Here is a 25,063-nt window from a genome sequence, read left to right on the forward strand (position 1 = left end):
GAGCGAATGAAATATGGATGCGCGACTTCTCTGAAACCGTGGCTGGCGGCATGCTGCATGGCGACGGTATTGCTGTCCTGCGCGTTGCCGGCAACGGCTACCCGGCTCGTTTTCCCGGGCCACATGAAGCGGATCAAATCAGAGCAATCCGTCATGGGCTTCCGTTTCCCCGCAGGCACCGAGGTCGAGGTCCTTAACAGCACGGGTGAGGCGACCGGCAAAGCCATTCTCCACCGCGACTGCAAGGTGGACGGCTACTGGCTGAAGAGCGGCACGCAATTGATGGTTTCTGCGGCCAAGGGCGCGCGGCACCATCTGGACTGGTTCGACTCCGAGCCTGGTCAGCGCTTCCACGGCATCGCTCTGCCCGCAGGAACCCAGGTTGATTTCGATGCGCAGGGGCGGCTGGCCAACATGAGCAGCAACGAAGGACCGCCGATCGCCATACGGGGCATGCTGTTCGCCGGCAACCGCTGGATCGAGTTCCATCCCAATGGTGGCGTCAAGCGCGGCGAACTGCTGAAAGGGGTGGTCGTGGGCGGCTTGCACGTGCAGCCCGGGCCGATCGAGTTCCACCCCAATGGCCGCATCAGCCGGGCATGGATCGGTGCGGGCTCCACGTACCGCACGCTGAAGCTGGCGCCGGCCGACCGCAGTTTCGGATTCGATGTCGAGTTCTGGCCGGATGGCGGGCTGAAACAGGCGGTTCTCGCCGAGGCGACGTCGGTGGACGGCAAGGCCTGTCCGGCCGGCCATGTTTCCTTCAGGCGGGACGGCACTCTCGACGAGTGCGACGGCAGCGACTGGATTCGGTGAGGCGGCGCGATCCCTTTCGCCCTGTCCAAGGCCTTTCCACGGTTGAGGCGAGGAAGGCGGGACGACCTCAGAAGCTCATGAAATAGCCACCGTTCACCGGCAGGTTGACCCCGGTGAGGTAGCCGGCGTCGTCGGCGGCGAGAAAGCACACCGCGCGGGCGATGTCGGCGGGCTGGCCGAGCCGTCCGACCGGGATGCCAGCGATGATCTGCGCGCGGATTTCGGCGGGCACGGCCGCCACCATCGGGGTATCGCAATAGCCGGGCGAGACGGTGTTGACGGTGACACCCTTGCGCGCGGTTTCGCGTGCCAGCGCCATGGTAAAGCCGTGTACGCCGGCCTTGGCGGCGGAGTAGTTGGCCTGGCCGAACTGGCCAGTCTGGCCGTTCACCGAGCTGATGTTGACGATGCGGCCGAAGCCGCGCGTGGCCATGCCTTCGATGAGCGGCTGGCACATGTTGAACACGCCGTCGAGGTTCACGTGCATCAGCTCGTGCCACTGCGCGCTCGTCATCTTGCGCAGACTGGCGTCACGGGTGATGCCGGCGGCGTTGACCAGGATGTCGACGGCGCCGTGCTCGGCCTCGATGCGCGCGAGCGTCTGCCGGCAGCTGTCGTGGTCGCCGACGTCGACGGGCTCGAAGCCGATGCCGGTGCCGGCCACCTCATGGTGGAACGCGGCCACGCGCTCGGTGCGCGCGGCCAGGTCCAGCGCGACCACGCGGCGCCCGGCGGCGGCCAGCTGGCGGCAGATTTCCGTGCCCAGTCCGCCGATGCCGCCGGTGACCAGGGCGAGGCGGGAGGCGTGGGTGACAGGGTGCATGCGGGTGGCTCCATACGGCGACATGCCGCAACCCGGAGGGTGCGGCATGTCGGGGCATCAGGGTGAATCAGCTGGCTTTCTTGCCGCCGCGGGCGGCGTGGCCCGGCGCGACAGGCATCACCTTGGATGCGGTGTCCATCAGCCCGCGCTGCATCGCCTGGAAAGCGGCGAGGTTGCGCTCGGTGAGGTCGTTCAGCGTGGTCCAGGGTGTTTGCCCCATCAGGCTGTTCAACTGGCTGCGGAACTGCTGCTGCTGGTCGAGGAACACCTGCAGGCTGCGCTCCAGGTACGGCCCCATGAAACCCTGCAGCGAATCGCCGTAGAAGCGGATGATCTGGCTGAGCAACTGCGGCGACAGCATCGGCTGCCCCTGTTGCTCGTGCTCGGAGATGATCTGCAGCAGCACGGAACGGGTGAGATCCTCGCCGGTCTTGGCGTCGCGAACCTCGAAATCCTCGTTGTCCAGCACCAGCTGGCGGACTTCTTCCAGCGTGATGTAGCTGGAGATTTCGGTGTCGTAGAGCCGACGGTTCGGGTACTTCTTGATGGTGCGTTTGGCTTGGGTCATGCCAAGAAACTAGCAGAAGATATTGCGCCGCACCAGTGAACCACTGGCAGGCCGGTGGCACCAAGTGGTCTGCATCGCGAAGGCTGGCCTGCCGTCATGTGCGCACCGCTGGTCTGCAGCATGGCGTCAGTGCCCCACCGCGCCGCCGGCGCTGCCGAAGGGTGGCCGGGCCAGCCACAGGATGGGGATGAGCAGCACGAACAGCACCGCGCAGCCCCAGAACACATCGTTCACCGCCAGCGTGAGCGCTTCGCGGCTGACCAACTGGTCGATCAGGCCGAGGCTCTGCGTGTGCGGCATGCCGTGGCGCGAAAGATCCTGCAGGAACTGCGCGGCGGCGGGATGGGCGGGGCTGATGCTCTCGGTGAGGTTGGCGTGGTGCAGCTCGCTGCGGTGCGTCCACAGCGTCACCGAGATCGCGGTGGACATCGACGAGCCCATGGTGCGACAGAAGTTGGACAGGCCCGAGGCGCTGGCGATCTCCGAGACGGGCAGGCCGGAGAGATAGATCTGGTTCAGCGGGATGAAGAAGCAGGGGATCGCCAGGCCCATCACGAAGCGCGGCACCACCAGCGTGCCGAACGAGGCGTTGGAGTCGAAGCTGGCGAACCACCACGAGGTGAGCGCGAAGATCACGAAGGAAAAGGTGACCACGCCGCGCAGTTCCAGCCGGTGCATGTTCTTGCCGAGGATGGGTGCGAACAGGAAGGCCAGCACGCCCACCGGCGCGGTGGCCAGCCCGGCCCAGGTGGCGGTGTAGCCCAGGTCGAGCTGCAGCCATAGCGGGAACACCACGTTGATGCCGAAGAAGGCGAACATGCCCAGCGTCAGCGCCACCACGCCCACGGTGAAGTTGCGCTGTTTGAACAGCGACAGATCCACCACTGGATGCCTGGCGTGGATTTCCCACACCACGAGGAAGGTGAGGCAGACCAGCGCGATGATGCCCAGGGTGAGGATCAGTGGCGAGGCGAACCAGTCGTGGTCGTTGCCGTTGTCCAGCATGAACTGCAGGCAGCCCACGCCGGCCACCAGCAGCACCAGGCCCACCATGTCGATGGGCGTCTTGCTGATCTTCGTCTCGCGCTGGCGCAGGATCGCCCAGGTGATGACCGCGGCGGCAATGCCCACCGGCAGGTTGATGTAGAAGATCCACGGCCAGGAGAAATTGTCGGTGAGCCAGCCGCCCAGGATCGGGCCGAAGATCGGCGCCACCACCACGGTCATCGCCCACAGCGCCAGCGCGATGCCCTGTTTCTCCTTGGGGTAGTTGGTGAGTAGCAAGGTCAGTGACAGCGCCACCATGGGCCCGGAGCCGGCACCCTGCAACAGGCGGAACACCACCAGCATCGGCATCGTGGTGGCCAGGCCGCACAGCATCGAGAACACCACGAACAGCAGCACCGAGGCGACGAAGGTGCGCACCTCGCCGAAACGCCGTGCCAGCCAGCCGGTGAGCGGCTGCATGATGGCGCTGGCCAGTGCGTAGGAACTGATCGTCCAGGTGCCCTCGTTCGGGCTCACGCCGAGGCTGCCGGAGATGTGTGGCACCGCCACGTTGACGATGGTCATGTCCAGCACCTCCATGAAGGTGCTGAAGGCGACGGCGATGGTGAGCAGCGCCAGCCGGCTGCCGTGCAGCGGCGGCAGCGGGGTCGCATTCTCGGGCGTGGCGGCCATGGGGAACTCGCGCGGAAGGATGAAGTGTCGGTGCGGGTCGCGAACCGGCCTGGATCAGTGCGACTTGCCGAGATTGGCGCGGATCACCTTGTCGGCCTCGGCGTCGGCGGCGCCGGCGACGCCGTCGTACACGCTGGTTGCCGCCGCTGGCAGGGCGGGGCCGGTGGCCAGCGCCTTGCCCTGGTCGCCGTGGATGTCCACGGTGACGTCGGTGGACAGGCCCACGCGCAGCGGATGCTGGTCGAGCTCCTGGTCGTCCAGCGCGATGCGCACCGGCACGCGCTGCACCACCTTGATCCAGTTGCCGGTGGCGTTCTGCGCCGGCAGCAGGGAGAACACGCTGCCGGTGCCGGCGCCCAGGCCCACCACCTTGCCGTGGTACACGACCTTGTCGCCGTAGAGGTCGGTGGTGAGCTTCGCCGGCTGGCCGATACGGATGTGGCGCAGCTGGTTCTCCTTGAAGTTGGCATCCACCCACAGGTGATGCAGCGGCACCACGCTCATCAGCGGCGTGCCGGGCGCCACGCTGTTGCCCAACTGCACGCTGCGCTGCGCCACGTAGCCGGACACCGGCGCCACGATGGTGTTGCGCTGGGTGGCGATCCAGGCGGCGCGGAAGTTCGCGCGCGCCTGCGCCACGGCGGGATTGTTGGCGACGTCGGTGCCGGCGACGGCGGCGTGCGCGGCCTTGGCCTGCGCCTGCGCCGCATCCAGCGCGGCTTGCGCACCGGCCACGGCATCGCGCAGGTGCTGCACGATTTCGGGCGATTCGGCTTGCGCGGCGACCAGCGGCAGGTGGCGCTTGAGATCGGCCTGGGCCTTCTGCAGCTCCACCTGGCGCGCCGCCACGGCGGCGTCGAAGCCGCTGGCGCTGTCGGTCTGCCCGCGCACCTGGCGCACCGCCAGCGCCAGCGCGCTCTTCGCCTGGCGCAGGCGCACGTCCGCATCGGTGGGATCGAGCTTCACCAGCACCTGGCCGGCGTCGACGTGTTCGGTGTCGTCGGCCAGCACCGCGATCACGGTGCCCGGCACCTGGGCGGAAATACCGACCAGGTTGCCGCCGACATAGGCGTTGTCGGTGCTCTCGCGGGTGGAGAACACGAACGCCCAAAGGAGGTACCAGGCGAGCGCCGCGCCGGTGAAAACCGCGGCGGTCACCAGGAGTGCGCGGCGGCGCTTGGGTGGATCCTTCGCGGCGAGGCCGCTGTCGTTGGCATCCTGCGGCAGTGCGGACTCGGTGGCGCTCATGGGCGGGGGCTCCGGTTGGCGTTCTTTGATGGTGATGCGTTGGAAGAGACGGGTGCGACGGCGCTGGCGTCCGGCGGCATGCGATAGCCGCCGCCCAGGGCGTGGATGAGGTCGAGGTCGGTGGCGAGCGCCTGCGCGTGCAGGGCGATGGACTGATCCTGCTGTTGCAGCAGTTGCGCCTGCATGGCGAGGCTTTCGCGGACGTCGCGCACACCGTGCTGCAGGCGGGCCTGCGCGTTGGCGTAAAGCTTCGCGTCGGCATCCACCTGCTGTTGCTGCAATTGGCGCGTGGCGGCGAGCTGCTCGGTCGCCAGCGCCTGGCTGGCCACTTCGCGCGCGGCGTGGAACACGCTGGCGTCGTATTGCGCCACCGCGTCGTCGAGCTGGGCGCGACGGACACCGTAGGCCGCCTTGAGCCGGCCACCCTCGAAAATGGGCAGGTGCAGCGCCGGCGTGAGGCCGAACACGCGGCTGCTTGGGCTGAACACGTTGGCGAGGTTGCCCGAACCGCCGCCGCCGAACAGCGCGGGAGCAGCCTGGTTGGTGCTGGACAGCCCCGCCAGCGCGGTGATGCTGAGGTCGGGATAGAACTGCGCGCGCGCCTCGTCGGTCTGCTTCAGCGCGGCTTCCACCTGCCAGCGGCTGGCGGCGATATCGGGGCGGCGGGCGATCAGGTCGAGCCTGGCATCGGCGGGCAGGCCGCCGCGCACCGCCGGCAACGGACGCGGCGACAGGGCCGGCAACTGCGCGGGCGCCACGCCGAGCAAGGCGGCCAGCGCCACCTTGCGGATGCGAGCCGAACTTTCCAGCGCGGTTTGCGCCTGCTCCACACCGGCGATGCGCGCGCGCGCCTCCTGCACGCTGTCGGGCAGGTCGACACCCTGCTTCACGCGCAGCTCGGCGACGGTGAGCAGATGCTGCTGCACCGTCAGCGATTGTTCGGCCAGCGTCAGCCGTGCCTCATCGGCGAGCCAGCCGACATAGGTGGCGGCCACGGCATTCTGGATCGTCAGTGCGGCCGCCGCGCGCTGCGCCTCGGCGGCATGGGCCTGGTCAAGCGCACTCTCGATGGCGGCGCGCTGCTTGCCCCACCAGTCGAAGTCGTACTGGAACTGCACGCCGAGGTCGGCCTGGTTGTACCAGGTGAAACCGAGCAGCTTGGGTGGCATCAGGCCGTGCCCGCTGACGCGCTGGCGAGCAACCTGCGCGCTGCCGTTGATGCTGAGGCCGGCCTGCGCGGCGGCGAGCTTCACCGCCGCATTGGCGCTGTTCACGCGGCTCTGCGCCTGCGCGAGGTCGGGGGAGTGCTGCAACGCGCGCGCCATCAGCTCGTCGAGCTGCGGATCGGCGTAGCCGCGCCACCAGTCGGTGGCTGGCCAACCGGCGCGGGCGGGCACGGACAGGCCGGCCAGCGGCACGTCGTCGCGCAGCTCGGGGTGGGCAAGCTTGGGTGGCGCAAAGGCGCAGCCGGCGAGCGAGAGCGCAACGGCAAGGGCCAGGGCCGCACGCGGCGGGGCGAAGGTCATCGGGGCATCCTTCATGACGCGTCGTGCGCGTCGAGCTGGTCGAGGTTCTTGGCGAGCTTGCGCAGCAGACGGCTGAACTGCCGGCGTTCGGCGCCGCTGAAGCCGGCGAAGATCGCCTCGGTGTGCGGGAACATCGGCGGCAGCATCTTTTGCACGAAGCGGCGGCCGGCGGCGGTGATGCGCATCAGCACGCAGCGGCGATCATTGGCGCTGGCGCCGCGCGAGATCAGGCCGCGCTTTACCAGCGCGTTGCCGATGCGCGTCATGTTGGTGTTGCCCTGCGAGGTGAATTCGCACAGTTCGCCCGGCGTGGAACTGCCGTCGGGCCGGCTGTGCAGCATCATCAGGGAGAGGAATTCGCTGTGGTTCAGCTGGTGTGGCTTGAGTTTCTCTTCCAGGCCTTCGTCCATGCGCTTGCCGACCATGGACATCAGCCGGCACAGCGTGGCCGCCTCGACGGGCAGGCCGGGCATGGCCGCATGCATGCGGCCGACGCCTTCGTCCATCATCACGATGCATTTGCCGAGCTGTTGCATTTCATCAATTCATATTTCACTGGTGAACTAAAGTGTGGCGCGGCTTGGCGCGTGGCGCAAGTGCCTGGCGCGAGTTCCCACCACGGGTGGCCGACGGTGAATGGGTGTGGTCAGGCAGGGTCGGGCAGGCGGAACAGGCGGCGTGCGTTCGCGCTGGTGGCGGCAGCCACGGCCGGTTCGGCTTCGCCGCGCAGGGTGGCCACGCAGCGCAGTACGTTGGTGACGTGCGCCGATTCGTTGCGCTGGCCGCGATGGTCGGCGTCGGGTTGGTCGGGCGCGTCGCTTTCCAGCAGCAGGCGTTCGATCGGCATGCCGGCAACGATGCGGCGCAGGCGCTGCGCGCGTTCGTGGGTCACTGGGCCGCCGATGCCGATATGGAAGCCGATCTCCCCCAGCCGGCGCGCCTGCTCCGCGCTGCCGGAAAAACTGTGCACCACGCCGCGCACGCCAGGATGGCGACGCAGGGCGAGGGTGACCTCCTCCAGCGCCTGCCTGGCGTGCACGATCACCGGCAGGTCGAGTTCGCGGGCCAGCGCCAGCTGGTGCTCGAAGCAGGCGCGCTGCAGGGAGGGCGAAGGTTCGGACGTATGGAAGTCCAGACCGGTTTCGCCGATGGCCACGGCGTCGTGCCTGACGCACCAGTCGGGCAGGTCGTCGAGTTGCGTGGGAGCGGTCGGTTGCAGGAACAGCGGGTGCAGCCCGAAGGCCGGAAACAGGGTCTGCGGCTGTGCCGCGCAAAGCGCATGGATGCGCGGCCAGCTTGCCGCGTCGGTGGCCGGGATCACCAACTGGCGTACGCCCGCCGCCGCAGCCCGCCGCAACACGTCGTCGCGGTCGGCGTCGAAGGCGCTGGCGTCGAGATGGACGTGGCTGTCGATGAGCATGGGCGTGATCGACCTCTCGTTTCGTGCAAGTCGGCGTGTACGGCGGCGGCTGCGGTGACCTTGTGAAGTTATTGTAATGGCGATGGTCTAGCCGGTATTCAGGCTGTTGCGGTTTCAATGGCGCCACGTGCCCGCAGGGGGCGACGCGCATCAGCAATCACAGGAGAGCATTCATGAAAATGTCGATCGTCAAGGCACTCAACGTAGCCATCGTGGCGGCGCTCGCCGTTGGTTTGGCGGCGTGCAACCGCAGCGCCGATGCGGGCACGCAAGGGGCGGACGGGCAGCCGGCGGCGCAGCAGCCGGTTGGCCCGCAATACGCCAAGGTGGTGAGCGTGACGCCGGTGCGTTCGAGCACGAACACGCCGAAGGAGGTCTGCCACAACGAAGTGGTGAACCACACCGAGCCGCCGAAGGATCAGCACAACATTGCCGGCACCGCGATCGGCGCGGTGGCGGGCGGTCTGCTTGGCCACATGGTGGGTGGCGGCAAGGGCAAGACCCTGGCCACGGTGGCTGGCGCGGTGGGCGGAGGTTACGCCGGCAATCGCATCGAGAACGCGCATCACACGGCGCAGACGAGCTCCAGTGTCGAACGGCGCTGCGATACGGTCACCAACAGCAGCAGCAAGATCGTGGCCTACGACGTGCAGTACGTCTTCAATGGTGTCACCCGCACGGTGCGCATGGATCATGACCCGGGCGACCGCGTGCAGGTGCAGGAAGGCGTGAGCGTGGTGGCCGGCAACCAGTGATGCCGTGACGTGTTGAAAGAGCTTGGACGTCCATACGTCCAGACGTCCAAAAACGACCAAGGCCATCGGAAGATGGCCTTGGTCGTTTTTGGCAGTGCTCAGTTGACCGCGTAGAAAGTGTGGTCGGCGATGGTGATGGCGTGCTTGTTGCGCGACCACGCCGGTGCCACGGATGCCGCGGCGAAATGGTCGGCACGCGGCACGACGATGCGTCGCTCGGCGGCCGGCAGTTGCCAGTCGTGGATGCTGCGTCCGGCGATCTCCCAGGCCTTGCCGAAGGCCGCGGGATTGACGATGTCGAACGAGCCCGGCGTGGTGGTGGTGGCGAACTGGTGCGGCGCCATCACCACGGCGCAGACGGTCTTGCCCCATTGGCCGCGCTCGCGCCGGCGCATGGCGACTTCGGCCACGGCCAGCTGGCCAATGGTGGGCTGGCTGCGCGCTTCCAGATACACCGTGGTGGCCAGACAGGCCTGGTTGGCGACGGGCTGGGGCATCAGCGAAGTCAGCCATAACAGCATGGAAAGTTTCATGATCTGCCTCCAGCGTGCTGTACGCGCAGACGTTGTGCTGTCTTGCGCGCCGTTGCGATGGACGGGCGGGCAGGCCGTTCCACCTGGATGAATCGCGCGGCCGAAACTTGTGGCGTGCGCGAATGCCACGGGATTGTGGCGTCGATCGACGGGTGTTGCCGGTCGAGTTGGGGTCTGCAGGGGAGCGTGATGTGGCGGAGGTGCCGGGCTGCCTGCAACAAGTTCCGCATGGAAGCGGTTGTGCCATCTGGCTTGTTGGCCAGGTCGCGCCGATTCGGAAACATCCGGTTCGTCGCGTGTATCGGCGGCCTAGTGAGAGCGGCTGCCGCGGTGATGGTGGGCGGAGCCTAATGGCGGCTTTTTTGCGAGGCAAGTGCCGCGACGCTGCGCCGCAGGCAAAAATAGCGCGAAATACCGGTCAATCTGAACGATTGTTCATGCTGTGGCGACGATGCGTGGGCGTCAGTCTTCCCAGCGATGCATGAGCGACAGCGTCAGCCTGTCGTCGAGCGGCAAGACCATGTCCGGCATGGCGACATCCTCATGCAGCACCGCCAGCGCATGCATGCGTCCATCGATCATCGCGGTACCGTCGAGCACGAGGCCGACCTCCGTGCCATCGCGGCGCAGGCGCTCGCCGGGACGTACCTCGCACGAGGGCGCGACGGTGTGCAGATGGCGCTTGTTGCCGCCACGAAAATGCAGGCGCGCCACGATCTCCTGGCCCGGATAGCAGCCCTTGCTGGTGCTGACGGCGTGCAGGCGATGCAGCGAAAGGGCAGGCGGCAGCAGGGTTCCCGCTGCGTCTGCCGGCAGCCATGGCCAGCCCAGTAGCAGTTGTGGCGCGCGCCACTGATCGTTGCTTTCGCCGTCGGCGGTGATGCGCAGGCTGTGTGTGTCGGCGCCGAGTGCGATGCTGTGTGGCGACGCTTGCAGGGTGTGCAGGGGCAAGGCGGCGCCCGCGGCCAGCGTGCGCCATGGCGCGGCCTGCAGGTTGACGCGGCTGCGCAGGACGAAACGACGCAATGCATCGCCCAGCGTGGCCGCCGATCCGCCGCGCAACAGCAGCAGCAGGCGCTGCTCCTCCAGGCGGGCCAGTTGGAACAACGCGCACACGCGGCCGTGGGCGTCGAGCCAGGCGCTGAACTGCCAGCTGCCGACAGCCAGCGCGCGCACGTCGCTGCTGAACTGTGCGTGGGCGAAGGTGAGCGCGTCGGCGCCTTCGATCAACAGGGTTTCGGCGCGACTGGAGGTGGGCATGGTGGTGTCATGTGTGGTCGCCGTGTGGTTGGTGCAAGCGGTCGCGGCGCGGGTGTGGGCAGCGTGCTGAGCTTCGTCAAGGTTGTGTGGCATGGGCGCAAGTATTAACCTTCCGCTGCTCGATTCAACGACCATGACCGATCTTTCCCGCCCATCCGAATCCATGCCTGCCTCCGCGCCCGCGGAGCCCGCGGCCGTGCCGGCATCGCCGGCGGCGGGGACGGAAGCAAAGGAAAAGCCGGCGCTCGACCCCACCCGCTACGGCGATTGGGAAAAGAACGGGCGCTGTATCGATTTCTGATGCGCCCCGCGCGGCGGCGTGGGTGCCGTTGCGTGGCGCGGTTCGGTGTGGCAGAAAGTTCCAGCGATTCCACCACAGGATAGCCGCCATGGCAGATACGCCCCGCCCGCTCTCACCCCATCTGCAGGTTTACCGCTGGCAGATCCAGATGGTGACTTCCATCCTGCATCGCGCCACCGGCGTTGCCTTGGCCGTGGGCACCTTGCTGGTGGTCTGGGGCATCCTGGCGCTGGCCGCCGGCGAGGCTGCCTTCGCGCAGTTCAAGGTGTGCACCGGCAGCGTGCCGGGCATGCTGCTGCTGTTGGGCTGGACCTGGGCGCTCGGCTACCATCTGTGCAACGGCATCCGCCACCTCGTGCAGGACACCGGCGCAGGCTACAGGATTCCCCAGTTCGTGCGCTCGAGCTGGTTGTCGGTGATCGGCAGCTTTGTGATTACGGTGCTCATCTGGGCCTGCGTGCTCGCTCAAGGAGGTGCTGCATGAACCTGCGCGTAGGTACCGATGATGTGCGCAGCCAGCTGCGCCATCCGATGAAGCATGCGCGTGGTCTGGGCTCGGCCCAGCATGGCGTGGGCCACTGGTGGACGCAGCGCGTCACCGCCGCGGCGCTGATCGCGCTCGGTCTGTGGTTCGTGTTCACCGTGCTCTCTCTGCTGCACGCTGACTACGCCGTCGCGCGGGCGGCGGTGGCCAAGCCGTGGAACGCGCTGCTGCTGATCCTGTTTGTCGTCACCATGTTCTGGCATGCCGTGCTCGGCCTGCAGGTGGTGATCGAGGATTACGTGCACACCCGCTGGAAGGAAGTCGTCCTGCTGGTGGCCATCAAGTTTCTTGCCGTGCTGTGCGCGCTCGCCGGCGTGCTGGCCGTGTTGCGCATTGCACTGGGAGTCTGAGTTCGATGGAAGCCTACAAGATTCAGCAGCACAAGTACGACGTGATCGTGGTGGGCGCCGGCGGCGCCGGCCTGCGCGCCACTTTCGGCTTGGCCGAGAAGGGCCTCAAGGCTGCCTGCGTCACCAAGGTGTTCCCCACCCGCTCGCACACCGTGGCGGCGCAGGGCGGCATTGCCGCGGCGCTGGGCAACATGGGCGAGGACGACTGGCGCTTCCACTTCTATGACACCGTGAAGGGTGGCGACTGGCTGGGCGACCAGGATGCCATCGAGTACATGTGCAAGAACGCGCCGCAGTCGGTGATCGAGCTGGAGCACTACGGTGTGCCGTTCTCGCGCACCGCGGACGGCCACATCTACCAGCGCCCGTTCGGCGGCATGACCACGCACTACGGCAAGGGCACCGCGCAGCGCACCTGCGCCGCCGCCGACCGCACCGGCCACGCCATGCTGCACACGCTGTACCAGCAGGCACTGGCGCACGACGCCACGTTCTTCGTCGAATACTTCGCCACCGACCTGATCTTCGACGAGGAAGGCGTGTGTCGCGGCGTGCTCGCGCTGGACATGAACGAAGGCACCCTGCACGTGTTCCGCGGGCAGGGCGTGGTGCTGGCCACCGGCGGCTATGGCCGCGCCTACTTCAGCGCCACCTCGGCGCACACCTGCACCGGCGATGGTGGCGGCATGGTGCTGCGCGCGGGCCTGGCGCTGCAGGATCTGGAATTCGTGCAGTTCCATCCCACCGGCATCTACGGCGCCGGCTGCCTGATCACCGAGGGCGTGCGCGGCGAGGGCGGCTACCTCACCAACTCCAAGGGCGAGCGCTTCATGGAGCGCTACGCGCCCAGCGCCAAGGATCTGGCCTCGCGCGACGTGGTCAGCCGCGCCATCACCATCGAGATCCGCGAAGGCCGCGGCGTGGGTGAGCACCAGGATCACGCCTTCCTCAACCTGATGCACCTCGGCCCCGAGGTGATCCACGAGCGGCTGCCGGGCATCGCCGAGTCGGCGCGCATCTTCGCCGGCGTGGACGTGACCAAGGAACCCATCCCGATCCTGCCCACCGTGCACTACAACATGGGCGGCATCCCCACCAACTACCACGGCGAAGTGGTGCAGAAGAAGGGCGACGACGTCGACGCCGTGGTGCCCGGCCTGTTCGCCATCGGCGAGGCGGCCTGCGTGTCGGTGCACGGCGGCAACCGGCTGGGCTCCAATTCGCTGCTCGACCTCGTCGTGTTCGGCCGCGCGGTGGCGCATCGCTGCGCCGAGATCATCAAGCCCGGCGCGCCGCACAAGGATCTGCCCGCCAGCGTGCTGGACAAGGCGCTGGCGCGCTTCGACGGCCTGCGCCACGCCAACGGCGAGCTGCCCACCGCGAAGGTTCGCCTGGACATGCAGCGCACCATGCAGGCCGACGCCGCGGTGTTCCGCACTGGCGAGACGCTCAAGGCCGGCTGCGCCAAGATCGACAAGGTGTACGACTCCTTCCAGCAGGTGAAGGTCACCGACCGCTCGCTGGTGTGGAACTCCGACCTGATCGAGACGCTGGAACTGGCCAACCTGCTCGACCAGGCCGTGGGCACCATGCACTCGGCCGAGCAGCGTCCGGAAAGCCGTGGCGCCCATGCGCGCGAGGATTTCCCGGATCGCAACGACGCCGAGTGGATGAAGCACACCCTGGTGAAGGTCGACGAGCACGGCAAGACCAGCTTCGACTACCGCCCGGTGCACATGTTCACCTTGACCGATGAGGTCGAGGTGGTGCCGCCGAAGAAGCGCGTTTACTAATTCCGGACTGGAGAGCCACTGTGGCAGAGTTTTCGCTACCGAAGAATTCCAAGATCCAGCCCGGCAAGCACTGGCCGGCGAAGGACGCGAAGAAACCGCGCACCTTCCGCATCTACCGCTGGAGCCCTGACGACGGGCAGAACCCGCGCGTCGACACCTTCGAGGTGGATCTGGCCGCGTGCGGCCCGATGGTTCTGGATGCGCTGCTCAAGATCAAGAACGAGATCGATCCCACGCTGACGATCCGCCGTTCCTGCCGCGAGGGCATTTGCGGCTCCTGCGCCATGAACATCGACGGCACCAACACGCTGGCCTGCATCTGCGCCATCGACCGGCTCAAGGCCGGCGACGTCAAGATCTACCCGCTGCCGCACATGCCGGTGGTGAAGGATCTGGTGCCCGACCTCACCCACTTCTACGCCCAGTACGCCTCGATCAAACCGTGGATCCGCACGCAGAGCGCGGTGCCCGACAAGGAGCGCCTGCAGTCGCCGGAAGACCGCAAGAAGCTCGACGGCCTGTACGAATGCATCCTGTGCGCGTGCTGCTCCACCAGTTGCCCCAGCTACTGGTGGAATGGCGACAAGTACCTGGGCCCGGCGATCCTGCTGCAGGCCTACCGCTGGATCGTGGACAGTCGCGACGAAGCCACCGGCGAACGCCTGGACGACCTCGAAGACCCGTTCAAGCTCTACCGCTGCCACACCATCATGAACTGCACCCGCACCTGCCCGAAGGGCCTGAATCCGGCCAAGGCGATCGCGGAAATCAAGAAGCTGATGGTGGAGCGTCGCTCCGCCTGAGCTCGCCCGCTGCATCGCGCGACAGGCCGCCTTGCGCGGCCTGTCGCGTTTGTGGCGGGCCGTTACACTTGCCTCCGAACACGAGGATGGAGCACCCATGGATCAAGCCCGGCTCAAGCGTCTGCGCTGGCGTACCCGCCGCGGCACGCGCGAACTCGACGCCCTGATGGGCGGCTGGCTGGATGAGGCCTTCGACGGCGCCAGTGCCGAACTTCAGCAGGCCTTCGACGAACTGCTCGACGTGCAGGATCCCGACCTGTGGGATTGGGTGATGGGTCACGCCAAGGCGCCGCGCGCGGACTGGCAGGCGATCATCGATGACATCCGCGCCCGCCATCGGCTTTGAGTACCGCCCCTCGCGCTGGCTGCCGCGCCTGCTGTGGATGGTGGCGGTGTTGGCGATTCTTGCCGTCGTCTTGTCTGGACTGCCGCCTTGGTTGAAGAGGCCATTGCCCATCGGGATTGTCTTGTTGGTGTGGCGCGTCGTGCGCCGCTGGCAGGCTTCGCCGGTGCGTGCGACTGGCTGGAACGCTGACGGCAACTGGAGCCTGCACTTCGCCGACGGCAGCGATGCGCCGGCCACGCTGGCTTCGTTTCGCGTGCTGGGCGATTGGGTGCTGCTGCGCCTGCGTGCCATGCCTGCCGGCGAGCATGTGCTCTTGCTGGCCGCTGACAACAGTGATGCCGACACCCGTCGCCGCCTGCGCATGCGCCTGGCGCTGGTGCAGGCCGCGCCCGCCACGCCGCGCATCTGAATCCACGCTGCGCGGACACTTTCCACGCCCCTGCGCTGTCCATGCGAATGCCGGATAATGCCGGCTTCTTCGGGCATGCCTGCCCGCCGAGCCCATCGCGAGCGCCCATGTTTCGACCGCTAGAACTCTTCATCGGCCTGCGCTACACCCGCGCCAAGCGGCGCAACCAGTTCATCTCCTTCATCTCCGCCGTCTCCATCGTCTGCATCTCGATCAGCGTGATCGCCCTGATCACGGTGATGAGCGTGATGAACGGCTTCGACTACCAGCTGAAGACGCGCATCCTGAGCACGGTGTCCGATGCCACCATCGCCGGCTTCGGCGAAGGCATCCACGACTGGCGGCGCGCGCTGGCCACGGCCGAGGCCAATCCGCACGTGAAGGGCGCCGCGCCCTATGTGGAAATCCAGTCGCTGTTGCAGGGCCGCGCGCCGGCGGCGGCGCTGGTGCGCGGCATCGATCCCGCGCTGGAGCCGGGCGTGGTGGACATCGGCCAGCACATGATCCACGGCCGGCTCGACCAGCTCACTCCGGGCAGCTGGAACATCGTGCTGGGTTCGGATCTCGCCGCCCAGCTCGGCGTGAACGTGGGCGACCAGGTGGTGATGGCGGTGCCCGAGTTTCGCGCCACCCCCTTCGGCGGCGTGCCGCGCATGCGCGGCTTCCATGTCTCGGGCCTGTTCTCCATGGGCGTCGAGCAGGCCGATTCCGGCCTCGCTCTGGTCAATATCCAGGATGCCGGGAAGCTGGCCAGCCTCGACGGTCCCAGCGGCATCCGCCTGAAGCTCGACGATCTCTTCAACGCGCGCAAGGTGGCGCACGATCTGGCTGGGCAACTGGGCCAGGTCTACCAGGTGCAGACCTGGGAGCAGACCAACAGCAACCTGTTCTCCGCCATCTCGATGGAGAAGAAGGTGATGTTCGTGATCCTCTCGCTCATCATCCTGGTGGCGGTCATCAACCTGATCTCGATGCTGATGATGCTGGTCACCGACAAGCAGGCCGACATCGCCATCCTGCGCACGCTGGGCGCGACGCCACGCAGCATCATGGGCATGTTCATGGTGCAGGGCGTGCTGGTGGGCCTGGTCGGCATCGGCTTCGGCGTGAGCCTGGGCTCGCTGCTGTCGTGGAAGCTGCCGGGCATCGTGAAGGTGATCGAGCACGTCTTCCACGTGCAGTTCCTCTCGCCCGACGTCTACTACATCAGCGAAGTGCCCAGCCGATTGGAATGGGTCGACGTGGGCTGGGTGGCGCTGATTACCTTCGGCTTCGCGCTGCTGGCCACCCTGTATCCCGCGTGGCGCGCCTCGCGCACGCAGCCGGCGCAGGCGCTGCGCTATGAATGAGAACACGTTGATCGAGAGCACGCCGATGCCGTCGAACACCCCTGTGCTGCGTGCCCGCGGTGTGGCCAAGACCTATGCCGAGGGCGGGCTGGATACCCCAGTGCTCAGCGACGTGAGCTTCGAGCTCAAGCGCGGCCAGACCATGGCCATCGTCGGCGCCTCGGGTTCGGGCAAGAGCACCCTGCTGCACATCCTCGGCGGGCTGGACACGCTTTCCGCCGGCGAGGTGGAAGTGGACGGCCGCCAACTGTCGACGCTCTCCGACGCCGAGCGTGGGCGCGTGCGCAACCGCTCGCTGGGTTTCATCTACCAGTTCCACCACCTTTTGCCCGAATTCACTGCGCTGGAAAACGTGTGCATGCCGTTGTTGATCCGCGGTACGGCGATTGCCGAAGCGACGAAGCGGGCAGCGGCCTTGCTGGAGCGGGTAGGCCTGGGCGCGCGCGCGCACCACAAGCCGGCCGAGCTTTCCGGCGGTGAGCGCCAGCGCTGCGCGGTGGCGCGCGCGCTGGTGACCAAGCCGGCCTGCGTGCTGGGCGACGAGCCCACCGGCAACCTCGACGAGGGCAACGCCAACCAGATCTACGAGCTGATGCTGGAGCTCAACCGCGAGGTCGGCACCAGCTTCGTCCTGGTCACCCACGACCACCGCCTTGCCGCGCGCATGGATCGCACCCTGGTGCTGCATGGTGGCGTGTTGCGCGAGGCGGTGCGCGGGTAGCTTCGTTTTCCCTCTCCCGCTTGCGGGAGAGGGGCAGGGGAGAGGGGTTTCTGTCTTTTTCGTTGTCCGTGACATCGAAACCGTTTCGTGCGTCCTTCGGACGCCCGAGTTACGTCTCCTTTGCTTGTCCAAAGGAGAAGTAACCAAGAGGAAACGACACCCCGGGGCGGCGCTTGCCGGGCATCCGTGCCCGGCAAGTTCGTGAGCCGTGGCCGGGCTTTTCGAGCGGACTCCTGTCCGCGCGAAAAGGCGAGGCCATCCTTGGCCTCGCCCGCTGCGCGGCCTCGCCGCCCCCGCCTCACCGCCGCCCAGGGGGCCCGGAAGAGCAGGCGCGCATCGTGCGCGCCAGAAGCTGCAAGCGTGTGCCTCGCGAGGCTTTCGCCTACACGCCTTTCGTCCAATTCCGCAGCGACAACCCGCTAGCCTCAACCCCGTACCGAGGGATGCAGGCATGGTGCCATCCAGCCACCCACCCATCAGCACAACGACAGCAGCTCCCGCGCTGCTGCTGGGCGTGCTCGCCGTGCAATGGCTGCCCGCGCTGCCGCCGGCGTGGTTGTCGCTGCCGCTCCTGCTGCCCATTGCGCTGGCCTTCTGGCGCTTCCCGCGTTGGCGTTTGCCGCTATGCATCGCCGTGGGCGCCCTGTGGGCCATGCACGTTGGCGCCGGCGCGATGGACGCGCGTTTGCCGCGTGCGTTGGAAGGCCGCGATTTCGTGGTGACGGGGCATATCGACGAGTTGCCGGAGGTGCGGGAGGATGCCACGCGCTTTGCCTTCGAGATCGATAGTGCCACGCTGGACGGTCGGTCCGTGCCCTTGCGTGGTCGCAGCATGGTGTCCTGGTACGAGCAGGCGCCGCCGCTGGCGCCTTGTCAGCGCTGGCGACTGCGGCTTCGCTTGAAGCGTCCGCGCGGCCTCATCAACCCCGGCACGAGCGACGCCGAACGCATGGCCTTGCAGCGGCGCATCGTGGCCACCGGCTACGTGCGCGAGGACGCAGGCAATGCGCGGCTCGGCCAGCGATGGTGCGTGGACGGCGTGCGCGCGGCCATCGTGCAAGGCATTGCCGCGCGTGTGCGCGATCCGCACGATGCGGCGCTGCTCGCGGCCTTTTCGGTGGGTGATACGCGGGGCTTGAGCCAGCATGACTGGGAGGTAGCGCGGGCCAACGGCATCCCGCACCTGATCGCCATTTCAGGTTTCCACGTGGGCGTGTCGGCCATGTTCGGCGTGTGGCTGGCCAGCGCGCTGTATTTGCTGTGGCCGGGCTTGGCGCTGCGGTTGCCGCGCATGCAGGCGCAGGCGGCGGGCGCCTTGCTGGTGGCCGGCGTCTACAGCGCACTGGCGGGCTTTGGCTTGCCGACGGTGCGCACGCTGTTGATGATCGCGGTGGTGGCGCTGGCGCGCTGTTCGCGGCGCGGCGGCAGTGGTGCGCATTCGCTGGCGTTGGCCATGTTGGCGATCCTCGCTTGCGATCCGCTGGCGGTGCTGGCGGCGGGTTTCTGGTTGTCCTTCACCGGCGTGGCGCTGCTGATGCTGTGCCTGCAATCGCGAGGGCGTGGGCTGCGTGCGTTTCTGCATGAGCTGAGCGCCGGGCAGTTGTTGATGACGGTGTCCCTGCTGCCGCTGACGCTGTGGTTTTTTGGCGAGGCTTCGCTGGTGGGCGCGTTGTCCAACCTGATGGCCGTGCCCTTCGTGAGTTTCGTGATCGTGCCCGGCGCCTTGCTGGGCGTGATTTGCCTCGGTGTGTGTCCGCCGCTGGCGGCGCCGGTGTTGTACCTGACGGGGCAACTGGCGCATGCGCAGTGGTGGTTGCTGGAACGCATGGCGATCTGGCCCGGCGCGCACTGGTACCTGCCCGAGGTGCAGCCGTGGGCGCTGGTGCTGGCCACGCTGGGTGCGCTGTGGTTGTTTCTGCCGCGCGGGGTGCCGCTGCGCGGATTGGGACTGCTGCTGTTTCTGCCGCTGCTGTGGCCGCCGCTGGAAAAGCCGGCGGTCGGCGCGTTCGAGGCTTGGGTGCTGGACGTGGGGCAGGGGCTGGCGGTGGTGGTGCGCACGCGCGGGCATGTGCTGCTGTACGACACCGGCGCGCGTTACCCCTCCGGTTTCGACCTGGGCGAGGCGGCGGTGCTGCCGTCGATCCGTGCGCTCGGGCTGGGGCGGTTGGACGTGCTGCTGGTGAGCCATGCCGACAACGACCATGCCGGCGGCGCGCCCGCCGTGGTGGCGGCCTTTCCCGGCGCGCTGCGTTACGCCGGCGAGCCGCAGCGCATGCCGCTGCCGATGGCGGGGTGCGCGGCCGGGCAAGGTTGGACGTGGGATGGCGTGCGTTTCCGCCTGCTGCATCCGATGCCGGGCGCCGCCGGCAAGGGCAATGATCGTTCCTGCGTGCTGCTGGTGGAAGGCGCGGGTGGGCGCCTGCTGCTGCCCGGCGACATCACGAAGAAGATCGAGCCGGAAGTGGCGGCGGCGCTGGGTGCGGGGCCGTCGCCGGTGTTGCTGGTGCCGCACCACGGCAGCAAGCAGTCCTCCGACCCCGCCTTCATCGCCGCCGTGGCGCCGCCGCTGGCCATCGTCTCGGCGGGCTGGCGCAACCGGTTTGGCCACCCCAAGCCCGAGGTGCTGGCGCGGTATGCCGCTGCCGGCGTGCCAGTGCTGAATACCGCCGACAGCGGGGCGCTGGCGCTGGCCTTTCCCGTTGCCGGACCTGCCCGCGTCACGGCACGCTGGCGGCGGCGCGAGCCGCGCTACTGGCGCGAGACGCCCTGATTTCCCGAACCGCCGCCTCCGCCACGGAACCGGCCGGAGCGGCTGCTATGATGCGCTCCTTCCATTTCGTTCGACCGGCGGAAATCAACGTGCTCGATATCCTGATGGCTGGTGGCTGGGCGATGCTGCCCATCCTCGTGTGCTCGCTGGTCGCGCTGGCCATCGTGCTGGAGCGCTTCTGGGTGTTGCGGCGCAGCGCCGTGCTACCGCCGGGGCTGGGCGAGGAAGTGCGCCAGTGGGCACGCGGCGGCCAGCTCGATCCCAAGCACCTCGCCGTGCTCGCCGAAGGCTCGCCGCTGGGCGAGCTGCTGGCCGCCGCGCTGGCGGTGCGCAGCCACGGCCGCGAGCTCATCAAGGAGCGCATCGAGGATACCGGTCGCCATGTGGTGCACCGGATGGAGCGCTACCTTTCGACGCTGGGCACGATCGCGCTGATCGGCCCGCTGCTGGGCCTGTTCGGCACGGTGATCGGCCTGATCCGCATGTTCATGCAGGTGATGGCCGGCGGTATCGGCGACCCGGCGAAGATGGCCGGCGGTATCGGCGAGGCGCTGATCTGCACCGCGTCGGGCCTTACCGTGGCGATCCCGGCGTACGTGCTGCATCGCTATTTCCGCTCGCGCGTGGCTGGCTACTGCGTGGAGATGGAGAAACAGGCCACCGCCTTGCTGGACGACCTCACCCTGCCGACCGCGCCAGCCCCGCGCGCCACACCGCGCCGGGCGGCGACGCCGGCTGCGCCGAACGCGGGCTGACGCCATGCGCATCGGCAACGACCGCCGTGGCGATGAGTTCGAGATCAACGTAGTGCCGTTGATCGACGTGCTGCTCACGCTGCTGATGTTCTTCGTGCTCACCAGCACCTTCATCCAGCACTCGCGCATGCAGCTCACCCTGCCCAGCGCCAGCGTGCAGGATCGCGACATGAACGCGCCGGCGCTCATCATCATGGTCGAGCGCGACGGCCACTTCTGGGTGGGTAGCGATGCGGTGCCGGGGCAGAGCGTGGATGCGCTCAAGCAGGCGATCGCGCGCGTCACCAATGGCGAGCACGATCAGCCGGTGACCATCCGCGCCGACGCGCTGTCGTCGCACCAGAGCGTGGTGACCGCGATGGACGCGCTGGGCCAACTGGGCTTCACCAAGCTCTCCATCGCCACCACGCCGAGCAAGCCGGACACGGTTCGGTGAGTGACGAGAGAACCACCATTTGGGATGCCGATTCCTGGCGCATCTACAAGCGATTGTTGGGATATACCCGCCGTTACTGGGTGGTTGGCCTGATCTCAGTAGTTGCCATGCTGGCGGATGGTAGTGGTCAGGCGATTTTCACGGATCTTTTCAAGATCATCACCGACCAGTTGTTCACGAAGAAAGACCCGTATCTGATTTTCTGGATGCCGATCTGGATTATCGCGCTTTTTCTTGTGCGTTCAGTCGCCAGCTTTGTCAGCAGTTACGGTGTTTCGTACATGGGCCGCCATGTGGTTCAGGCGATCCAGCAGGATGTTTTCGATGCCTATCTGCGGCTTCCTGCTGCGTTTTACGGTGCCGAGCCGTCAGGGCAACAGATTTCCCGTATTACCTACACCAGCGAACAGGTGGCATCAGCAGCGACTGACGCCATAAAAACAGTCGTGACCGATGGATTCACCGTCATGGCCATGCTTGCGGTGATGCTTTACAACAGCGTTTATCTCACGTCGGTGCTGTTGGTGATGGTGCCGATGATTGCTTTGATTGCTGCGGTGGTTAGTCGACGCTATCGGAAGATCAGTCGCCGGATTCAGGGGTCGATGGGCTCGGTCACGGGCACCGTGGAGGAATCGGTCGGTGCGCATCGTGAGGTGCGTATCTATGGTGGCCAGGCCCATGAGAGCGGGCGCTTCGGTGAGGTCACCCGGCACACCCGTCGGCTGAATTTGAAGATTGCGGCGACCAATGCGGCATCCAGTTCCACGATCCAGTTGGTGGCTGCATGCGCGCTGGCTGCGTTGGTGTTCATGGGCACACGGCCGCGAGTGCTGGATAACATGTCGGCAGGCGTGTTTGTGGCTGTGCTCACGGCGATGGGCATGATGCTGCCAGCGCTACGCCGGCTCGCCAATGTGCAGGCCAACGTGCAGCGCGGACTGTCTGCGGCTGATGATCTGTTCGAGATCATCGACCTGCCACCCGAAACCGACCAGGGCACGCGCGAGCTTGCGCGCACGCGTGGCGACCTGCGCTTCGAGGATGTGCGGCTCACCTACCCGCGCAACGATTTCGAAGCGCTGCGCGGGGTGGATCTGCACTGCGCGCCGGGCACGGTCACCGCGCTGGTGGGGCGCTCGGGCAGTGGCAAGAGCTCGCTGGTGAGCCTCTTGCCGCGTTTCAACGAACTCTCCGGCGGGCGCATCGTGCTCGACGGCGAGAGCTATCAGGATTACACGCTCGCCTCGCTGCGCCGGCAGATCGCCTGGGTGGGGCAGAGCGTGGTGCTGTTCGACGACACCGTGGCCAACAACATCGCCTATGGCGAGCTGGCCGGCGCCAGCGAGGCCGAGATCGTCGCCGCAGCGGAGGCCGCCAACGCGATGGAGTTCATCGCGCGTCTGCCGCAGGGCATCCACACGCCCATCGGCGAGGGTGGCAACAGCCTTTCCGGTGGGCAGCGCCAACGCATCGCGATCGCCCGCGCGATCTTGAAGAACGCGCCGATCCTGGTGCTGGACGAGGCCACCAGCGCGCTGGATACCGAATCCGAGCGGCTGATCCAGCAAGCGTTGCAACAACTGATGCGCCATCGCACCACGCTGGTGATCGCGCACCGGCTTTCCACCATCGAAGGCGCCGACCAGATCGCCGTGATGGAGCAGGGCCGCATCGTCGAACGCGGCACGCACGCGCAACTGTTGGCGCTCGCCGGCCACTACGCCGCGCTGCACCACATGCAGTTCCACGACGCCAGCTTCGGCAGCGACTGAGGCCGCCGTGGCGCGCGTGGATGCCCTCGTCGAAGCGTGGTACGGCAAGGGCCGCGTGCCGTGGTGGTGCTGGCCGGTGGCCGGCTTGTACGGTGCGCTCACCGCACTGCGGCGCGCCCTGTATCGGCTCCATGTACTGCGCAGCGTGCGACTGCCCGTGCCGGTCATCGTGATCGGCAACCTCACCGCCGGCGGCACCGGCAAGACGCCGCTCACCATCGCGCTCGCGGCGCAGCTATGCGAGCGCGGCCTGCATCCCGGCGTGGTCAGTCGCGGTCACGGTGGCAGGCAGCGCGAACCGCTGCTGCTGGATGCCGCACCTGATCCGTCCGAAGTGGGCGACGAACCCTGCTTGATCGCCGCCAGCGGCGTGCCGGTGGCGGTAGGGCGTGATCGTCCCGCCGCCGCGCAACTGCTGGTGGCGGCGGGCTGCAACGTGGTGATCGCCGACGATGGCTTGCAGCACTACCGCCTCGCCCGCGACGTGGAACTGTGCGTGATCGACGGCGCACGCCGCTTCGGCAACGGCCACCTGCTGCCCGCCGGCCCCTTGCGCGAACCGTTGCATCGGCTGGATGCGGTGGGCTTTCGCGTGTGCAATAGCGGCGTGCCGCAGGCGGGCGAATACCCCATGCAACTGGCGGGCGGCACGGCGGTCTCGCTGGACGGCCTGCGCAGCCAGCCGCTGGCAGGTTTCGCCGGCCAGCGCGTGCACGCCGTGGCCGCCATCGGCAACCCCGTGCGCTTCTTCGCCAGCCTGCGCGAGGCCGGCCTCGACGTGATCGAACATGCCTTCGCCGACCACCACGCCTTCGCCGCCGCCGAGCTCGCCTTCAGCGACGCCTTGCCGGTGCTGATGACCGACAAGGACGCCGTGAAATGCCGCGCCTTCGCGCAAGCCCACTGGTGGCGCGTGCCGGTGCGTGCGCAGTTGCCGCCAGCCTTCGTCGACGCCGTGCTGGCGCGGCTGCCGGTTCGCACGCCGGTCGACAAGCTGGCGCGGACGCGCTGAGGCGTGCGCCGTGCAATCCGCGCGCGGTCGCCGATGGCTGCCTGCGCGGCGGGGACGAAAACGTCCGCCGGCCTTCAGCTGGCGGTGCGTGCCCGCGTGACCCGGCTGGCGGTGTCCTTGTGCAACTGCGTGGCGAGCCAGGCGCCGGTGGCGATCAGCAGGTTGAGGTCGATGCCGGTTTCCATGCCCATGCCGTGCAGCATGTAGACCACGTCCTCGCTGGCGACGTTGCCGGTGGCGCCCTTGGCATATGGGCAGCCGCCGGTGCCGGAGACGGCGCTGTCCACCACGCGCACGCCTTCTTCCAGACAGGCGAGGATGTTGGCCAGCGCCTGGCCGTAGGTGTCGTGGAAATGCACCGCGAGCGCCTTCATCGGCACGGCCTGCGCCACCGCGTGCAGCATGGCGCGCGCCTTCGCTGGCGTGCCTACGCCGATGGTGTCGCCCAGCGAAATCTCGTAACAGCCAAGCTCGTGCAGGCGCTGCGCCACGCGTACCACATCCGCCACTGGCACCTCGCCCTGGTAGGGGCAGCCGAGCACGGTGGAGACATAGCCGCGCACCGCCACGCCGTCCCCCTTGGCACGCTCGATCACCGGCGCGAAGCGCTCGATGGATTCGTCGATGGAGGCATTGACGTTCTTGCGGTTGAAGGCTTCGCTGGCGGCGGTGAACACGGCGATTTCCGTGGCGCCGACGTCACGGGCGCGTTCGTAGCCGGTGAGGTTGGGCACCAGCACCGGATAGCTCACGCCCGGCAGCTTGCGGATGCCGGCGAACACCTCTGCCGCGTCGGCCAGCTGCGGCACCCACTTCGGGCTGACGAAGCTGGTGGCTTCAATCGTCTGCAGGCCAGTGGCGGAAAGCCGGTCGATCAGCGCGATCTTGACGTCGGCGGGCAGCAGGGTCTTCTCGTTCTGCAGGCCGTCGCGGGCGCCGACTTCGACGAGGCGGACGTGGTTGGATGGAGGCATGGGAAACTCCGCTAGAGGTAGGTAGGAGCCCGCTGGCGGGCGATGCTCTTGCTCTGATGCATCAAAACAAAAGTATCGTCCGCCAGCGGGCTCCTA

The 25,063-nt window shown here is 67.5% G+C and carries 26 protein-coding genes; 16 read left to right on the forward strand and 10 right to left on the reverse strand.

The features are described 5' to 3' along the window. Positions 1–57: 57 nt before the first annotated feature. A complete protein-coding gene (locus AC3WQA_RS15405; RefSeq protein ID WP_492675913.1) occupies positions 58–816 on the forward strand; it encodes a hypothetical protein in 759 nt (252 codons plus the stop codon). Positions 817–883: 67 nt separating this feature from the next. On the opposite strand, the gene phbB is transcribed toward AC3WQA_RS15405, so the two are convergent. The 7 genes from phbB to AC3WQA_RS15440 form a co-directional block, all read right to left on the reverse strand. Beyond that, entirely contained in the window at positions 884–1,639 is a 756-nt protein-coding gene (phbB, locus tag AC3WQA_RS15410) for an acetoacetyl-CoA reductase (protein WP_492675914.1), read from the reverse strand. 67 nt (positions 1,640–1,706) lie between these two features. Next, complete coding sequence (phaR, locus tag AC3WQA_RS15415) at positions 1,707–2,207, reverse strand: polyhydroxyalkanoate synthesis repressor PhaR (protein ID WP_492675915.1); 501 nt, start codon at positions 2,205–2,207, stop codon at positions 1,707–1,709. Between the two features lie 126 nt (positions 2,208–2,333). Next, on the reverse strand, positions 2,334–3,887 hold the full coding sequence (locus AC3WQA_RS15420) for a DHA2 family efflux MFS transporter permease subunit (RefSeq protein WP_492675916.1): 1,554 nt from the start codon (positions 3,885–3,887) through the stop codon (positions 2,334–2,336). A 54-nt stretch (positions 3,888–3,941) separates the two neighbouring features. Further along, positions 3,942–5,135 (reverse strand): HlyD family secretion protein, encoded by a 1,194-nt coding sequence (locus tag AC3WQA_RS15425; protein WP_492675917.1) that lies wholly within the window; start codon positions 5,133–5,135, stop codon positions 3,942–3,944. Continuing rightward, positions 5,132–6,661: an efflux transporter outer membrane subunit gene (locus AC3WQA_RS15430; RefSeq protein ID WP_492675918.1), complete on the reverse strand. Its 1,530-nt coding sequence runs from the start codon at positions 6,659–6,661 to the stop codon at positions 5,132–5,134. Before AC3WQA_RS15430 ends, AC3WQA_RS15425 begins: the two co-directional genes overlap by 4 nt. A gap of 11 nt (positions 6,662–6,672) precedes the next feature. Continuing rightward, positions 6,673–7,197 (reverse strand): MarR family winged helix-turn-helix transcriptional regulator, encoded by a 525-nt coding sequence (locus AC3WQA_RS15435; protein WP_492675919.1) that lies wholly within the window; start codon positions 7,195–7,197, stop codon positions 6,673–6,675. 110 nt (positions 7,198–7,307) lie between these two features. Continuing rightward, positions 7,308–8,081, reverse strand: coding sequence for a TatD family hydrolase (locus tag AC3WQA_RS15440; protein WP_492675920.1), 774 nt, complete (start codon positions 8,079–8,081; stop codon positions 7,308–7,310). 173 nt (positions 8,082–8,254) lie between these two features. On the opposite strand from AC3WQA_RS15440, the gene AC3WQA_RS15445 reads away from it, so the two are divergent. Further along, positions 8,255–8,836 carry a glycine zipper 2TM domain-containing protein gene (locus AC3WQA_RS15445; RefSeq protein ID WP_492675921.1) on the forward strand — a complete coding sequence of 194 codons (582 nt, stop codon included), beginning with the start codon at positions 8,255–8,257 and terminating at the stop codon, positions 8,834–8,836. A 98-nt stretch (positions 8,837–8,934) separates the two neighbouring features. On the opposite strand, the gene AC3WQA_RS15450 is transcribed toward AC3WQA_RS15445, so the two are convergent. Continuing rightward, positions 8,935–9,369, reverse strand: coding sequence for a cell wall hydrolase (locus AC3WQA_RS15450; protein ID WP_492675922.1), 435 nt, complete (start codon positions 9,367–9,369; stop codon positions 8,935–8,937). Positions 9,370–9,831: 462 nt separating this feature from the next. Further along, entirely contained in the window at positions 9,832–10,629 is a 798-nt protein-coding gene (gene ygfZ / locus AC3WQA_RS15455; protein ID WP_492675923.1) for a CAF17-like 4Fe-4S cluster assembly/insertion protein YgfZ, read from the reverse strand. A 91-nt stretch (positions 10,630–10,720) separates the two neighbouring features. On the opposite strand from ygfZ, the gene AC3WQA_RS15460 reads away from it, so the two are divergent. The 14 genes from AC3WQA_RS15460 (at position 10,721) to lpxK (ending at position 23,993) form a co-directional block, all read left to right on the forward strand. Then, positions 10,721–10,930 (forward strand): DUF1674 domain-containing protein, encoded by a 210-nt coding sequence (locus AC3WQA_RS15460; protein WP_492675924.1) that lies wholly within the window; start codon positions 10,721–10,723, stop codon positions 10,928–10,930. Positions 10,931–11,018: 88 nt separating this feature from the next. Continuing rightward, positions 11,019–11,414 (forward strand): succinate dehydrogenase, cytochrome b556 subunit, encoded by a 396-nt coding sequence (sdhC, locus tag AC3WQA_RS15465; protein WP_492675925.1) that lies wholly within the window; start codon positions 11,019–11,021, stop codon positions 11,412–11,414. Next, on the forward strand, positions 11,411–11,824 hold the full coding sequence (gene sdhD, locus AC3WQA_RS15470) for a succinate dehydrogenase, hydrophobic membrane anchor protein (protein ID WP_492675926.1): 414 nt from the start codon (positions 11,411–11,413) through the stop codon (positions 11,822–11,824). The genes sdhC and sdhD overlap by 4 nt, the downstream gene beginning before the upstream one ends. Before the next feature lie 5 nt (positions 11,825–11,829). Continuing rightward, positions 11,830–13,617 carry a succinate dehydrogenase flavoprotein subunit gene (gene sdhA / locus AC3WQA_RS15475; RefSeq protein ID WP_492675927.1) on the forward strand — a complete coding sequence of 596 codons (1,788 nt, stop codon included), beginning with the start codon at positions 11,830–11,832 and terminating at the stop codon, positions 13,615–13,617. A 20-nt stretch (positions 13,618–13,637) separates the two neighbouring features. Further along, on the forward strand, positions 13,638–14,420 hold the full coding sequence (locus AC3WQA_RS15480) for a succinate dehydrogenase iron-sulfur subunit (protein ID WP_492675928.1): 783 nt from the start codon (positions 13,638–13,640) through the stop codon (positions 14,418–14,420). Positions 14,421–14,517: 97 nt separating this feature from the next. Next, positions 14,518–14,766 carry an FAD assembly factor SdhE gene (locus tag AC3WQA_RS15485; protein ID WP_492675929.1) on the forward strand — a complete coding sequence of 83 codons (249 nt, stop codon included), beginning with the start codon at positions 14,518–14,520 and terminating at the stop codon, positions 14,764–14,766. Beyond that, complete coding sequence (locus AC3WQA_RS15490) at positions 14,738–15,175, forward strand: protein YgfX (protein WP_492675930.1); 438 nt, start codon at positions 14,738–14,740, stop codon at positions 15,173–15,175. Before AC3WQA_RS15485 ends, AC3WQA_RS15490 begins: the two co-directional genes overlap by 29 nt. A 107-nt stretch (positions 15,176–15,282) precedes the next feature. Beyond that, positions 15,283–16,524, forward strand: coding sequence for a lipoprotein-releasing ABC transporter permease subunit (locus AC3WQA_RS15495; RefSeq protein WP_492675931.1), 1,242 nt, complete (start codon positions 15,283–15,285; stop codon positions 16,522–16,524). Continuing rightward, complete coding sequence (gene lolD, locus AC3WQA_RS15500; RefSeq protein ID WP_492675932.1) at positions 16,517–17,245, forward strand: lipoprotein-releasing ABC transporter ATP-binding protein LolD; 729 nt, start codon at positions 16,517–16,519, stop codon at positions 17,243–17,245. The genes AC3WQA_RS15495 and lolD overlap by 8 nt, the downstream gene beginning before the upstream one ends. Before the next feature lie 451 nt (positions 17,246–17,696). Then, the gene (locus tag AC3WQA_RS15505) at positions 17,697–20,015 is read left to right on the forward strand and encodes a DNA internalization-related competence protein ComEC/Rec2 (protein ID WP_492675933.1); all 2,319 of its coding nucleotides are present in this window, start codon (positions 17,697–17,699) and stop codon (positions 20,013–20,015) included. Positions 20,016–20,119: 104 nt separating this feature from the next. Beyond that, the gene (locus tag AC3WQA_RS15510) at positions 20,120–20,770 is read left to right on the forward strand and encodes a MotA/TolQ/ExbB proton channel family protein (RefSeq protein WP_492676373.1); all 651 of its coding nucleotides are present in this window, start codon (positions 20,120–20,122) and stop codon (positions 20,768–20,770) included. Positions 20,771–20,774: 4 nt separating this feature from the next. Then, complete coding sequence (locus AC3WQA_RS15515) at positions 20,775–21,206, forward strand: ExbD/TolR family protein (RefSeq protein WP_492675934.1); 432 nt, start codon at positions 20,775–20,777, stop codon at positions 21,204–21,206. Further along, positions 21,203–22,981, forward strand: a complete 1,779-nt coding sequence (gene msbA, locus AC3WQA_RS15520) for a lipid A export permease/ATP-binding protein MsbA (RefSeq protein WP_492675935.1) — start codon at positions 21,203–21,205, stop codon at positions 22,979–22,981. The genes AC3WQA_RS15515 and msbA overlap by 4 nt, the downstream gene beginning before the upstream one ends. Positions 22,982–22,988: 7 nt before the next feature. Next, on the forward strand, positions 22,989–23,993 hold the full coding sequence (gene lpxK, locus AC3WQA_RS15525) for a tetraacyldisaccharide 4'-kinase (protein WP_492675936.1): 1,005 nt from the start codon (positions 22,989–22,991) through the stop codon (positions 23,991–23,993). A 74-nt stretch (positions 23,994–24,067) separates the two neighbouring features. Here the strand turns inward: lpxK and AC3WQA_RS15530 are convergent, their stop codons facing one another. Beyond that, complete coding sequence (locus AC3WQA_RS15530) at positions 24,068–24,967, reverse strand: hydroxymethylglutaryl-CoA lyase (protein ID WP_492675937.1); 900 nt, start codon at positions 24,965–24,967, stop codon at positions 24,068–24,070. Between the last annotated feature and the right edge of the window lie 96 nt (positions 24,968–25,063).

The sequence above is a fragment of the Rhodanobacter sp. FW106-PBR-R2A-2-24 genome, assembly GCF_058789615.1.

Excerpts from the sequence above, each read along its gene's own strand:
- sdhD (WP_492675926.1), top strand. The coding sequence starts at position 11,411 with ATGAACCTGCGCGTAGGTACCGATGATGTGCGCAGCCAGCTGCGCCAT.
- AC3WQA_RS15515 (WP_492675934.1), top strand. The coding sequence starts at position 20,775 with ATGCGCATCGGCAACGACCGCCGTGGCGATGAGTTCGAGATCAACGTA.
- AC3WQA_RS15425 (WP_492675917.1), bottom strand. The coding sequence starts at position 5,135 with ATGAGCGCCACCGAGTCCGCACTGCCGCAGGATGCCAACGACAGCGGC.
- AC3WQA_RS15430 (WP_492675918.1), bottom strand. The coding sequence starts at position 6,661 with ATGACCTTCGCCCCGCCGCGTGCGGCCCTGGCCCTTGCCGTTGCGCTC.
- AC3WQA_RS15510 (WP_492676373.1), top strand. The coding sequence starts at position 20,120 with ATGGCTGGTGGCTGGGCGATGCTGCCCATCCTCGTGTGCTCGCTGGTC.
- AC3WQA_RS15440 (WP_492675920.1), bottom strand. The coding sequence starts at position 8,081 with ATGCTCATCGACAGCCACGTCCATCTCGACGCCAGCGCCTTCGACGCC.
- AC3WQA_RS15420 (WP_492675916.1), bottom strand. The coding sequence starts at position 3,887 with ATGGCCGCCACGCCCGAGAATGCGACCCCGCTGCCGCCGCTGCACGGC.
- sdhA (WP_492675927.1), top strand. The coding sequence starts at position 11,830 with ATGGAAGCCTACAAGATTCAGCAGCACAAGTACGACGTGATCGTGGTG.
- AC3WQA_RS15485 (WP_492675929.1), top strand. The coding sequence starts at position 14,518 with ATGGATCAAGCCCGGCTCAAGCGTCTGCGCTGGCGTACCCGCCGCGGC.
- sdhC (WP_492675925.1), top strand. The coding sequence starts at position 11,019 with ATGGCAGATACGCCCCGCCCGCTCTCACCCCATCTGCAGGTTTACCGC.
- AC3WQA_RS15460 (WP_492675924.1), top strand. The coding sequence starts at position 10,721 with ATGGGCGCAAGTATTAACCTTCCGCTGCTCGATTCAACGACCATGACC.
- AC3WQA_RS15405 (WP_492675913.1), top strand. The coding sequence starts at position 58 with ATGGCGACGGTATTGCTGTCCTGCGCGTTGCCGGCAACGGCTACCCGG.
- lolD (WP_492675932.1), top strand. The coding sequence starts at position 16,517 with ATGAATGAGAACACGTTGATCGAGAGCACGCCGATGCCGTCGAACACC.
- AC3WQA_RS15445 (WP_492675921.1), top strand. The coding sequence starts at position 8,255 with ATGAAAATGTCGATCGTCAAGGCACTCAACGTAGCCATCGTGGCGGCG.
- AC3WQA_RS15505 (WP_492675933.1), top strand. The coding sequence starts at position 17,697 with ATGGTGCCATCCAGCCACCCACCCATCAGCACAACGACAGCAGCTCCC.
- AC3WQA_RS15495 (WP_492675931.1), top strand. The coding sequence starts at position 15,283 with ATGTTTCGACCGCTAGAACTCTTCATCGGCCTGCGCTACACCCGCGCC.
- AC3WQA_RS15530 (WP_492675937.1), bottom strand. The coding sequence starts at position 24,967 with ATGCCTCCATCCAACCACGTCCGCCTCGTCGAAGTCGGCGCCCGCGAC.
- AC3WQA_RS15435 (WP_492675919.1), bottom strand. The coding sequence starts at position 7,197 with ATGCAACAGCTCGGCAAATGCATCGTGATGATGGACGAAGGCGTCGGC.
- ygfZ (WP_492675923.1), bottom strand. The coding sequence starts at position 10,629 with ATGCCCACCTCCAGTCGCGCCGAAACCCTGTTGATCGAAGGCGCCGAC.
- AC3WQA_RS15490 (WP_492675930.1), top strand. The coding sequence starts at position 14,738 with ATGACATCCGCGCCCGCCATCGGCTTTGAGTACCGCCCCTCGCGCTGG.
- phaR (WP_492675915.1), bottom strand. The coding sequence starts at position 2,207 with ATGACCCAAGCCAAACGCACCATCAAGAAGTACCCGAACCGTCGGCTC.
- AC3WQA_RS15450 (WP_492675922.1), bottom strand. The coding sequence starts at position 9,369 with ATGAAACTTTCCATGCTGTTATGGCTGACTTCGCTGATGCCCCAGCCC.
- phbB (WP_492675914.1), bottom strand. The coding sequence starts at position 1,639 with ATGCACCCTGTCACCCACGCCTCCCGCCTCGCCCTGGTCACCGGCGGC.